Here is a 12,154-nt window from a genome sequence, read left to right on the forward strand (position 1 = left end):
CCCTTGCACGTGGTTCCGGGCGCTTCGGTGCGCCGTCGGTCCAGTGTCGGCGGGGAGGGCGGGCATCCGTTTGTCTCTGGAGGAACGGGGATTGTGCAGGAGCGCCCGGATGCGCGGCTCGGCTCACGACGAAGGGCCCGGCTCCTCGACGAGGAAGCCGGGCCCTTCGGGGGTGGAGGTGCTAGTCGGTGACCCGGATCGACCCGGTGCGGCCGGAGAGCACCGGCTCGGCCGTGGGGTTGGCCCCGGTCGAGAGCGACTCGTCGAGCAGCTCGCGGCTGAGCGACATCTCATCGTCCCCGGATGCCGCGGCGGTGGCGTCCGTGTCGCCGTCCGCCTTCTCGCCGTCCACCTTCTCCGCATCCGTCTTCTCGATGCGGGTGGCCAGCGGCTTCTCCTGCACGAACATCAGCAGCACGGCGGCCACCAGCACGAGCGGCACCATCAGCAGGAAGATCGGCGTGAGCGCGTCGTTGTAGGCGTTCACGATCACCGAGCGGGCCGCATCCGGCAGCGCGTTCACGATGGCCGGAGTCAGCGAGTTGGTGCCGCCGTCGCCGGTCGAACCCGCCGGCAGGCTCGAGGCGAGGATGTCGGTGAGTCGTGTCACGAACAGGCTTCCCACGATGGCGGCGCCGAGCGACGAGCCGATCTGGCGGAAGAAGTTGTTCGACGAGGTGGCTGTTCCCACGATCGCCCGGGGGAACGAGTTCTGCACGACGAGCACCAGGATCTGCATCGACATGCCGAGCCCGAGGCCCATCACGGCGAGGTAGAGGCACATGATCGGGATGGCGGTCGTGGCCGTGAGGGTCGAGAGCAGGAACAGGCCCAGTGCGGTCACGAACATGCCGACGATCGGGATGAGCTTGTACTTGCCGGTGCGCGAGACGATCTGGCCGGAGCCGATCGAGGCCACGAGCAGCGCGCCCATCATGGGGATCATGAGGAGGCCGGCATCCGTCGCCCCGACCCCGGTGACCATCTGCAGGTAGGTGGGCATGTAGGCGAGGGCGCCGAACATGGCCACGCCGGTGATGAGACCGGCGGCGGTGGTGAGGTTGAAGTTGCGGTTCGTGAACAGCTTCAGCGGGATGACGGGCTCGGCGGCGCGGCTCTCGATGAACACGAACAGCACGGCGAACACGACGGTGGCGACGATGAGGCCGATGATGATCGGCGAGTTCCAGTCGTAGGTGGTGCCGCCCCAGGTGGTGAAGAGCACGAGGCTCGTCGCGGCGAGGGCCAGCACGATCATGCCGGGGAAGTCGATCTTCGGCTTGCTGAACGCGCGCTTGGGCAGCTTCAGGAAGAAGATGGCCGAGACGATGGCCAGGATGCCCAGGGGGATGTTCATCCAGAACGCCCAGCGCCAGCCGGGGCCGTCGGTGAAGAAGCCGCCGAGCAGCGGGCCGGCCACGCTGGACACGGCGAAGACCGCGCCCATGATGCCCGAGTACTTGCCGCGCTGGCGGGCGGGCACGACGTCGGCGATGATGGCGAGCGCCAGGATCATCAGGCCACCGCCTCAGAGGCCCTGCACGGCGCGACCGGCGATGAGCGTTCCCATCGAGTCGGCGAGGCCGCCCATCACGCTGCCGATGAGGAAGATCGAGATCGCGCCGATGAACAGCCACTTGCGCCCGATGAGGTCGCCGAGCTTGCCGTAGACCGGCATCACGATGGTGGAGGCGAGGATGTAGGCGGTGGTGACCCAGAGCATGTGCTCGACGCCGTTCAGCTGCCCCACGATGGTGGGCAGGGCCGTGCTGAAGATGGTCTGGTCGAGGGAGGCCAGGAGCATCGCGACCATGAGGCCCGCGAAGACGAGCAGGATGGTGCGGGTCGAGGGGGTGCCCTCGGTGTGCCCATCGGCGGGTTTCGCCGGTGGAGTCTGTTTCGAGTGCGTGGCGACGGTGGTCGTCATGAGAGTTTCTCCAATACGGTTCTGAGCGAGGTGATGGCCTGCTCGTAAGATCTGCGGGGGTCGGGGGCGGATGCTTCGGGCGCGCCCCCGGGGTCGCCGTCGCTGTTCGTCGCCCAGCGCCGCATGCTCACCCGCACGGTGGCGAGGCAGATGCCGAGGATGACCTGGGCCTCTTCGAGGAGCTCGGACTCGGTGCCGCCGGCGAAGCGCGGGTCGTCGGCCAGCCATCCGGCGAGGATGCCGCTGAGCCGGCCTTCGAGTTCGGCCACGCGCAGCATCTGGCGGGTCATCAGCTGCGGGTTCTTCTGCAGCACCTCGCGCTTCAGGGCCGTCTTGGCGTGGCGCCCGCCGCTCGCCTCGAACAGGGCGTAGACGAGGTCGAAGGTGGCGGCGAGAGGATCGCCCGTGTAGTCGCGCTCGCGGTCGAGCTCGGCCGAGACGGCGATCTCGTCGATGCCGAGGACGGCGTCTTCTTTCGACGGGAAGTAGTTGAAGAAGGTGCGAGGCGACACGTCGGCGCGCTCGCTGACGGCGTCGATGGTGGTCGCCTCGAGCCCGCGCTCGAGCACCAGTTCTGCCGCTGCCACATGAATGGCTTCAGAGGTCTGGGCGCGCTTGCGCTCTCTCAGGCCCCCGTCCACTGAATTCTGCATAACTGCATTATTGCACGATCTGCAAGCTTGCGGACGCGCAAAGTTGCGCTCTCTGCAGTAATTCACAGCGTCGCCGGCTGCCCAGCTCGTCGACTCCTCTGCGTCGTGATGATCCGCCCGCGCGTGATGCGCCAGGATGGTGGGCATGGCCGCCGCATCGCAGACACTCTCGCGGGGCATCACCGCGCTCGAGCTGCTGGCCGATGCGGAGAAGCCGCTCTCGATCGGCGAGCTGAGCGAGCGGCTCGGGCTGCACCGCTCGATCACCTACCGGATCGTGCGCACGCTGGAGGAGCACGGGCTGGTGGTGCGGGATGCGGGGGGCCTGCTCGAACTCGGGCCGCGGCTCGCGGCGCTGGCCCGCTCGGTGGCTCGCGATCTGCAGAGCGCCGCGCTCCCCGAGCTGGGGGCGCTGGCGGCCGAGCTCGAGATGACGGCGTTCCTCACCATCCTCGACGGCTCGGAGGTCGTGACGCTCTTCAGTGTCGAGCCGCGGCACGGCCGCGCCACCGTGGCGCAGCGCCCCGGCACGCGGCACTCGCTGCTCGTGGGGGCGCCCGGTGCCGCCATCCAGTCGATCCTGACGGCGGCCGAGCGGAAGGCGCTCCGCGATGCGGCGGTGGCGGACGGTTCGGAGGCCTCACGGCTCGCGCAGCTCTCGGATCTCGCCACGGGCCCGCTCGAGGGCGGCTTCGCCACGAGCCACGACGAGGTCATCCCCGGTCTCTCGGCGATCGCCGTGCCGCTCCGCGTGCCCGGCCGTGCCGCCGCCGCCCTCGCTGTCGTCTACGTGCATCACGACGTCCCCGCCGCGGCGATCGCCGAACGCCTGCAGCAGTCCGCCGCCCGCATCGCCGCCGACGTCGCCTGAGGGCGGAGCGTCCGGGGCCGGAGCGCATGAGCCTGGAGCGCCCGGGGGCCGCACGCGCACGCATCCGTTCGCTCTGAGTCAAGGGCCGAGCGCTCTGGGCTGATCCGTTTCTGAGCATCCGCTCGATAATGGCTTTCGGGATCGCGACGGGGCGGTACCGGAGAGTTGGAGGTGCGTCGCCATGACGAGCACGGAATCTACCGCCGCCGGGGCGGCCACCACCGGGGCCGCAGCCACCACCGGGGCCGGAACCACCGGGGCCGGGGCGAGCCGGCGGCGCCTCGGTGTGCCGGCGGTCACCATCATGATCATCGCGGCCTCGGCGCCGCTGACCGTGCTCGCGGGCGGGGTGACGACCGCCTTCGCGGTCACCGGCGTGATCGGCGTCCCTCTCTCCTACCTGCTGCTCGGCCTCGTGCTGGCGGTGTTCGCGGTGGGGTATGCCGCGATGAGCCGCTACGTGGTGAACGCCGGCGCCTTCTACGCCTACATCGCCCAGGGGCTCGGGCGTCCGCTCGGCGTCGGGTCGTCGCTCGTGGCGCTGGTGTCGTACAACGCGATGCAGATCGGCATCTACGGGCTGTTCGGCTTCACCGTGTCGTCGCAGCTGGCCGTGTGGTTCGGCATCAGCGTGCCGTGGTGGGTGCCGGTGCTCGTGGGCATCGCCGTGGTGGGCGTGCTGGGCGTGAACCGGGTCGATCTCTCGGCCAAGGTGCTCGGCATCCTGGTGGTGCTGGAGTTCGTCGTGGTGATCGTGTTCGACGTGGCCTCGTTCGCCGTGGCACCCGAAGGCCCGAGCGTGGCCGCGCTCGACCCCGCGAACCTCTTCGTTCCGGGCATCGGCGCCGTGCTCGCGTTCGGCATCGCCGCGTTCATGGGCTTCGAATCGGCCGCCATCTACGGTGAGGAGTCGAAAGATCCCAAGCGCACCGTCGCCCGTGCCACCTATCTCGCCGTGGGCATCATCGCCCTCTTCTACATGGTGTCCGCCTGGGCGATGACGGTCGGCATCGGGCCGAGCGCCGTGATCGGCGAGTCGGCCACCCAGGGACCCGACCTCATCTTCGATTTCATGGCGCTGCACCTCGGCCAGATCGTCGCCGACCTCGGCCATGTTCTCTTCATCACGAGCCTGTTCGCCGCGCTGGTGAGCTTCCACAACGCGGTCGCCCGCTACTTCTTCTCGCTCGGCCGCGAGGGCGTGCTGCCCGCCGCGCTCGGCCGGGTGCGCGAACGCAGCGGGGCGCCGGCGGTCGGATCGCTCACCCAGACCGTGCTCGCCGTGGTGGTCGTCGCGGTCTTCGCGATCGCCGGTGCCTCGTGGGTGCCGCCGGAGGGCCTGCCCACCGAGCTCTTCCCGGTGCTGACGCTGTTCACGTGGCTCACCAACGCCGGAGCGCTCGGCCTGGTGCTGCTGATGACGGTGGTGTCGATCGCGGTGATCGGCTTCTTCCGGCGGCATCGGGATGCGGATGCCGGCCCCTGGTCGCGGGTGATCGCGCCGGCCCTCGCGGCTGTGGCGCTCGCCACCGTGCTCGTGCTGATCATCGCGAACTTCACCGTGCTGCTCACCAGCGACCCGACGGCTCCGGCGACCGCGACCACGTTCATCCTGCCGGCGATCGTCATCGTTCCGGGGTTGATCGGCATCGTCTGGGGCCTGGTGCTGCGCCGCCGCAACCCGCGGGTGTACGAGCAGATCGGCCATGGGGCCGAGGAGCACCCGAACGAGCTCGGCTGAGCGGACGGATGCGCCGCGCCCTCCTGAGACGGGTGGGGCGCGGCGGGCGGCGTCCGGCCGCGCGGCCGGATCCGGGAGAATGGCACCGTGCCCAAGATCGTCGACCGTGAGAAGCGCCGCACCGAGATCGTCGACGCCTACCTGCGGGTGCTCGCCCGCGATGGCGGCCGCGCCGGCACGAGCCGGGCGGTGGCGACGGAGCTCGGCGTGGCCACGGGCTCGCTCTGGCACTATTTCGACGACTTCGACGCGGTGATCGCGGCCGCCTTCCACCACATCTTCGAGAACACGACCGCCCGCATCCTGAACCGCACCGAGGGGCTGCGCGGCCTGCCCGCCCTCGAAGCGGCGGTGCGCGAGATGCTCCCGCTCGAGCAGGTCACCCAGGAGGAGGCCGCCGTGGTGGTGATCTTCTGGGGCCGCGTGGCCACCGAGCCGCAGATGGGTCACACGCAGATCGAGGTCGAGAACCGCTGGGGCGCCATCCTCACCGCCCACGCCGACGAGGCCGTGGTCGACGGCGCCCTGCGCGCCGACACCCCCGTCGCCGACCTCGTCGACACCCTCCTCGTGCTCACCACCGGCCAGCAGGTGGAGTACGTGGTGCGCACCTCGATCGGTGTCGCGGCCCGCCAGTGGTCCCTGGTCGAGCACGCCCTCCGCCCCTGGCGTCGCCACTGAGCGGCACTCAGGATAGAGTCCGAGCATGCCCACTGAAGCCGCTGAGCGCACCGTCGCCGTCGTGATCAACCCGTCCAAGTTCGCCGACGTCGACGCCGTGAAGGCGACCGTGGCCCAGGGCGCCGAGCGCGCCGGATGGAACGAGCCTCTCTGGTTCGAGACGACGGTCGAGGATTCCGGAACCGCCGCCGCCCACGAGGCTCTCGATGCGGGCGCCGACCTGGTGTGCGCGATGGGCGGCGACGGCACCGTGCGCGCGGTCGCCGCGGTGCTCCGCGGCACGAAGGTGCCGTACGGGCTGCTGCCGAGCGGTACCGGAAACCTGCTGGCGCGCAACCTCGGCCTGCCGCTCGGGTCTCTCGAAGACGCGGTCGAGATCGCCCTGCTCGGGCAGGACCGCGCGATCGACGTGGGCACCGCCACCTTCGACGACGGCGAGGAGCGCGTCTTCGTGGTGATGGGCGGCGTCGGTCTCGACGCGCAGATCATGGACAACACCGATGACGAGCTCAAGAAGAAGGTCGGCTGGGGCGCCTACGTCGCCGCCGGCGCACCCGCACTGTTCAAGGGCGGCTTCGAGGCGACCATCACCGTCGACGGCAAGGCCGAGGAGCCCACCAACACCCTCATGGTGCTCGCCTGCAACTGCAGCTCGGTGGTGGCGAACATCGAGCTCGCCACCGGCGCCGTGCTCGACGACGGTGACCTCGAGCTCGTGATGCTGCAGCCCAACGCCGTGGCCGGCTGGCTCGGCGTGGCCATCGATGTGGCCACCCGCAACCGCAACGGCCTCGCCTCGATCAAGCAGTGGCCGGGCCGCGAGTTCGAGTTCGAGCTCGATCAGCCCGTGCTCGCCGAGCTCGACGGCGACCCGGTGGGGGAGACGACTCGCGGGCGCTTCGGCGTCGACCCGGGCTCGCTGATCGTGCGTCTGCCCGTTCCGGCCGGCAAGGCCATCGGCCTGACCCCGACCGCCACGGCCGAGACGGCCGAGACGATCGGCGCCGTGGACGACACCGCCTCGTGAGCCCCGACCTCCCCGAGAAGACCGCACACTCCGGCACGCCCGGCCTCCCGGAGCGGCCTCCCGTCGTCGGCCCCGATCCGGGCGTCGCGGGCGAGCTGCGGGTCGACCGCTACCTGGGTGAGACCGACCTCACGCACTGGTACACCCCAGCCGGCCGCGTGCTGGCGGCGGGGTCGCGCCGCGTGTCGGACTTCTTCGGTCCGTACCTCACCCTCGTCGTCACGATCGTCATCGGCGCCGGCATCGCCTTCGCGCTCAGCCTCCTGGCCGTGGCGGTGTACGACGCGGTGGCGGATGCCGACGGTGTCGCGGGCCTGGACCGTCCCCTGCTCGACTTCGCCCTCACCCTGCGAAGTCCGGTGGCGGATGCCGTGATCACCGGGTACACCGACATCGCCGGCACCATCGGGATGCCGACCATCGCCGTGGTGAGCATGATCATCCTCGCGGTTCATCGGAAGTCGTGGACCCCGGTCGTGCTGATCGTCGCGGCCGGCGGCGGATCGCTGCTCATGACGGTCGCGGGCAAGGAGCTGATCAATCGCCAGCGCCCGCCGCTCTCGGATGCCGTGCCGCCGTTCGAGTACTCGCCCTCCTTCCCGAGCGGGCACACCCTCAACGCGGTCGTGGTGATCGGCATCATCGCGTATCTGCTCATCCTGCGCCGGCACACCAGGCGGGCCCGGGTGGCCCTCGCCGTGGGCGCGGCCGTGTTCGCGATCACGGTGGGGCTCAGCCGTGTCTTCCTCGGTCACCACTGGTTCACCGATGTGCTGGCCGGCTGGATCCTCGGCGCGGCCTGGCTCGCGATCATCATCACCGCGCACCGCCTGTACCTCACCACGCGCAAACGCCGCGAAGAGGTGGCACCCGCGCCCGCGCACCCCTGACGGGCTCCTTTGGTCGCACTTTCGTGCGTTCGATCGCAAGTGAACGACCGAAAATGCGACCAATGGATCGGGCGGAGGTCGATCAGACCAGCGCCATGGCGCCCATGCCGGCCAGGCACACCCCCATGCTGAGGCACTCGACACCGGTGCCGTAGCGGCGGGTGCGCAGCATCCGCACGCCGACCGCGGTCGCCGTGGCCAGGGCGAGAGCCCCGAGCAGCGCTGCGGTCAGGGCGGAACCCGAGCCGGCCCCCGCCGCCATCGCGGAGTGGTGCGTGGCGGAGGCGACCGCCCCGGTACCGGCGGTGGTGGCCGCGGCGGTGCCAGTGGTGAAGGCCCCGCCGGTGGGGTCTGCGGTGACGGGTGCGCCGACAGCGGCAGACGCCCCCGACGAACCGAGCGGGTCGGGGCCGGCGTACGACGAGGTCGCCACCAGCAGGAACGCCATGGCGATGCCCATCACGGCTCGCGTGAGCGCCGCAGGCGAGCGGCGCGCACGTGCCAGACCTGCGAGCGAGCTCACCACCAGCAGCGCGGCCACCGCGAACAGCCCGGTAACCCCGAGCACGGAGCCCGCGCCGAGCAGTCCCACGGCGTGCAGCAGCATCGCGCCGGTCGCGATCACGGCCTGCGCGAGGGCGAGCGGATGCGGCCGCCGGCCCGCGGCGGCCGTCACGACCCCGACGCCCGCCGCAGCGACCATGACGACCGACAGCAGCAGGTGCATCGGCAGATCAGTGCTCGTCGTGCGCGTGCCCCGCGTGATGCCCCGGCGCGCAGTGCGCCGACTCGGTCGCGGGCACGTCGAGCGTGGGGTTGCGGTCGAAGAAGCCGTGCGGCTTGAGTGTGAATCCGGCGTAGTCGACCGGCATGATCGGCCAGTCCTCCAGCCGCGGGAAATGGGTCAGCCCGAAGGTGTGCCACACCACGAGATCCTGCCCGTCGATGTCGCGGTCGCCGGCGATGTAGTCCGGCAGGCCCGCGTGCCCGGGATGCTGGTTCACGGTGCGCCCCGCCGCCCAGAGCTGTTCGCGGTCGTACCGGCTCACCCAGAGATGGTGCGTGGCGAAGGCCGCACGCGCCCGGGCCGAGGAGTCGTCGCTGGAGAGCAGCGTCGGGGCGCCCTGCGGGAACAGCACGTACGAGGTCGGCTCGCCCAGCCGGTTCGTGGCTGTGGCCGAGCTGATCCGCCACACCCGGCCGGCCAGCGGATCCGCGTCGCGCACGGCGGCCTTCTCGGTGGCGAGCCGCGTCACCGTGCGGGTGAAGGCGTTGCCCCACGGGTTGCCGGGCCCCGACGCCACGCGCGCGACATCCAGCTCGTCGACCGCGTTCAGGTCACCGTCGACCGCCATGTCGAGCCGCGCGCTGAACAGGTGCTGATGCACCGGTGCGCCGAGGCCCGGCGCGAGCACGGTGGCGTACGGGTAGTCGCCCCCCGGATGCCCCGAGGTGAACACGATGCCCGTCGCCTTCGCCTCGAGCTCGATCGTGCCGTCGAGGTAGAGGTACCAGTAGAAGCCGTAGTCGTAGTTGCCGACGGTCACGAAGAACGAGATCACGATGCGGCGCTGGCGGCGGGTCTCCGAGGTGCCGGCGAAGTCGTCCTTGTGCTTCCAGAGGATCCCGTAGTCCTCCTCGTGGATGCAGACGGCGTTGCGGATGGTCGTCGGCGCACCGAAGTCGTCGGCCACCACGGCATCCAGGTAGGTGATCTCGCCCACGCAGTCGCAGCCGAGCTCGAGCGAGTTCGCGAGCCGCCCGAACTGGTACTCGCCCACGTCGAAGTAGTTCTGCCAGGCGTGCGTCGGGGTGGGGTCACCGTAGTTCACCACCATCTCCGACACGGAGGCCCGGTTGATGATCGGCCGCATCCGCTCGCCGTCGCGGAACGCCAGCCCGTGCAGCGTGAGCCCCTCGCGCCCGTTGAAGCCGAGGCGCACCCGCCAGTTCTCCCACTCGAGCACGTCGTCGTCGAGGGTGAAAGAGACGCCCTCCGGCTGGGTGATCGAGATCGGCTTGAGCGTGCTGCGCAGCGGCCCGCGCACCTCGGGGTCGAGGTAGTCGCCCGACTCCTGCGGCACGTGCACCACGTCGGTCTCGATCAGGCGCAGGATGCTGCCGCTGGTCACGTCGACGTGGGCCACCACGCCGTCGATCGGATGCGCCCACGCCAGGTCGCGCGGATGCGCCTGCCAGAACGCCAGCGTGCGGAACACCCGGCGCCCCACCTCGTCGGCGTAGCCGAACACGCCCGCCGAGAGCGCCACGACGCGCACCTGGTCGAGGTCGGTGATGCCGCGGCGGGCGATGGCGTCGACCCAGGCGGGGTCGGCCTTCACGACGGCTTCGGCGGTGGCGAAGTCCTCGTCGAAGGTGGGCCCCCAGCCCTCGCGGGCGGGGTCGACGTCGCGCACGGCGGTCACCGAGCCGACGCCGGTCGTCGCGTCGAGCGTCACGATCACGTCGCGCAGCACCGGGCCGCCCTCGGCCGTCAGATCGGTCAGCAGAGCGGATGCCTCGCGCGGCACCGCGCCGCCGGCACCCCCGGCCCGCACCAGCGCCTTGTCGGGTTCGCGCACGCCGACATAGGAGTAGCGCACGCCTGGTCCGCCCAGTCCGGCGGCTTCGACGGCGACGCGGAGGGCGCCGATCTCGTCGGCGGAGAGGGACGGGCGGAGCGGATCCGGAGCGGTCATGCGAGCATCCTCTGCTTTATTTAGCGATTGCTCGATAATAGGAGGCGGGCGCGACGGGGCGCAAGAGCCGGTTGCGCTGATCCGGAACCCGACTTAGCATGGGTTCGATAGTGGAATAGCGTGTTCGATAATCGAACGAACCGAACGCCGCGACGCAGCCCACGAGGCGCAGCCACGAAGGCACTGACAACGACGACAGCCTGTACGAAGGAGTACATCCGATGAGCTCAACGAGGTTCACCCCTACCGGATCCCTGGCCGCGGTCGGTGATCGCCGCCGCGTCGTGTTCGCCACGATCATCGGCACCACCGTGGAGTGGTACGACTTCTTCGTCTACGCCTCGGCCGCCGCCCTGGTGTTCGGGCAGCTGTTCTTCCAGCCCGCCGGCGAGCAGGCCGCCATCCTGCTGTCGTTCGCGACCGTGGGCGTGAGCTTCCTGTTCCGGCCGCTCGGCGCCTTCCTGGCCGGCCACTTCGGCGACAAGTACGGGCGGCGTGTGGTGCTCGTGCTCACGCTGATCCTGATGGGCGCCGCCACCGCGCTGATCGGCCTGCTGCCGACGTTCGCGCAGATCGGCATCCTCGCGCCGATCCTGCTCATCCTGTTGCGCATCATCCAGGGCATCTCGGCCGGGGGCGAGTGGGGCGGCGCGGTGCTGATGGCCGTGGAGCACGCTCCCACGAAGAAGCGCGGCCTGTTCGGCGCCTCGCCGCAGCTCGGTGTGCCACTGGGTCTCCTGCTCGCCTCCGGCATCATGGCGCTGATGGCCGTGATCGCGCCCGGCGACGCCTTCCTCGAGTGGGGCTGGCGGGTGCCGTTCCTGCTCAGCGTGGTGCTCATCCTGATCGGCTACTGGGTGCGCCGCAAGGTCGAGGAGAGCCCGGTGTTCGAAGAGCTCGCCCTCCGCAAGGAGAAGGCGCGGATGCCGATCGTGCAGCTCTTCCGCAAGCACCTGCTGCTCGTCGTGATCGCCGCACTCGTGTTCGCGGGCAACAACGCCGTGGGCTACATGACCACGGGCGGCTACATCCAGAACTACGCCACCAACCCCGACGGCCCGATCGGCCTCGAGCGCGGCCCGGTGCTCTGGGCGGTGGCCGGCAGCGCGGTCACCTGGTTGCTGTCGACGCTCTTCGCCGGCTGGATCTCCGACCGGATCGGGCGCCGCACCACCTACATCCTCGGCTGGGTGCTGCAGCTGATCGGCGTCTTCGCGCTCTTCCCGCTCGTGAACACGGGCACGGTGGGCGGACTGTTCGGCGGTGTCGCCATCCTCACCATCGGGCTCGGCCTCACCTACGGGCCGCAGGCGGCGCTGTATTCGGAGCTGTTCCCCGCCTCGATCCGCTTCTCGGGCGTCTCGATCTCGTACGCGATCGGCGCGATCCTCGGCGGCGCCTTCGCGCCCACCATCGCCACCGCGCTGGTGCAGGCGACGGGCACGACCATGTCGGTCACCTGGTACCTGGCCGGGATGACGGTGGTGGGTCTCGTCGCCACCCTGCTGCTGCGCGACCGCAGCGGCATCCCGCTCGGGCCCGACCACGAGGCCGAGCAGGCCGCCAGCCCGATCTACGGCGCCAAGCGCGCCTGAGCCCGGCATCCGGCGCTCGCCCACCTCACCCGCCCCCTCGACCGCAGCGTTCTGCACCGACCCGAAGGAC

General features: G+C 70.5%; 9 protein-coding genes and 1 pseudogene. 6 read left to right on the top strand and 4 right to left on the bottom strand.

The features are described 5' to 3' along the window. Positions 1–181: 181 nt before the first annotated feature. Positions 182–1,927: pseudogene (locus Q0D75_RS08680) on the bottom strand (MDR family MFS transporter). Next, a complete protein-coding gene (locus Q0D75_RS08685; RefSeq protein ID WP_291051882.1) occupies positions 1,924–2,580 on the bottom strand; it encodes a TetR/AcrR family transcriptional regulator in 657 nt (218 codons plus the stop codon). Before Q0D75_RS08685 ends, Q0D75_RS08680 begins: the two are co-directional and overlap by 4 nt. 145 nt (positions 2,581–2,725) lie before the next feature. Here Q0D75_RS08685 and Q0D75_RS08690 point away from each other — a divergent pair, with 145 nt between their 5' ends. The 5 genes from Q0D75_RS08690 (at position 2,726) to Q0D75_RS08710 (ending at position 7,790) form a co-directional block, all read left to right on the top strand. Then, the gene (locus Q0D75_RS08690) at positions 2,726–3,451 is read left to right on the top strand and encodes a helix-turn-helix domain-containing protein (protein ID WP_366513427.1); all 726 of its coding nucleotides are present in this window, start codon (positions 2,726–2,728) and stop codon (positions 3,449–3,451) included. Between the two features lie 181 nt (positions 3,452–3,632). Then, positions 3,633–5,192, top strand: a complete 1,560-nt coding sequence (locus tag Q0D75_RS08695) for an APC family permease (protein ID WP_291051888.1) — start codon at positions 3,633–3,635, stop codon at positions 5,190–5,192. Between the two features lie 87 nt (positions 5,193–5,279). Further along, complete coding sequence (locus tag Q0D75_RS08700; RefSeq protein WP_291051892.1) at positions 5,280–5,873, top strand: TetR family transcriptional regulator C-terminal domain-containing protein; 594 nt, start codon at positions 5,280–5,282, stop codon at positions 5,871–5,873. A 25-nt stretch (positions 5,874–5,898) separates the two neighbouring features. Beyond that, complete coding sequence (locus Q0D75_RS08705) at positions 5,899–6,900, top strand: diacylglycerol kinase family protein (protein ID WP_291051895.1); 1,002 nt, start codon at positions 5,899–5,901, stop codon at positions 6,898–6,900. Beyond that, on the top strand, positions 6,897–7,790 hold the full coding sequence (locus tag Q0D75_RS08710; RefSeq protein ID WP_366513428.1) for a phosphatase PAP2 family protein: 894 nt from the start codon (positions 6,897–6,899) through the stop codon (positions 7,788–7,790). Before Q0D75_RS08705 ends, Q0D75_RS08710 begins: the two co-directional genes overlap by 4 nt. 82 nt (positions 7,791–7,872) lie before the next feature. Here Q0D75_RS08710 and Q0D75_RS08715 read toward each other — a convergent pair whose 3' ends face one another. Then, positions 7,873–8,517 carry a hypothetical protein gene (locus tag Q0D75_RS08715; protein WP_291051898.1) on the bottom strand — a complete coding sequence of 215 codons (645 nt, stop codon included), beginning with the start codon at positions 8,515–8,517 and terminating at the stop codon, positions 7,873–7,875. A gap of 7 nt (positions 8,518–8,524) precedes the next feature. Next, on the bottom strand, positions 8,525–10,570 hold the full coding sequence (locus Q0D75_RS08720; RefSeq protein ID WP_366513431.1) for a primary-amine oxidase: 2,046 nt from the start codon (positions 10,568–10,570) through the stop codon (positions 8,525–8,527). 140 nt (positions 10,571–10,710) lie between these two features. Between Q0D75_RS08720 and Q0D75_RS08725 the strand changes: the two genes are divergently transcribed. Continuing rightward, positions 10,711–12,084, top strand: coding sequence for an MFS transporter (locus tag Q0D75_RS08725; RefSeq protein ID WP_291051901.1), 1,374 nt, complete (start codon positions 10,711–10,713; stop codon positions 12,082–12,084). Positions 12,085–12,154 lie beyond the last annotated feature (70 nt).

This window comes from Herbiconiux sp., assembly GCF_023264855.1.
Lineage (GTDB): Bacteria > Actinomycetota > Actinomycetes > Actinomycetales > Microbacteriaceae > Herbiconiux.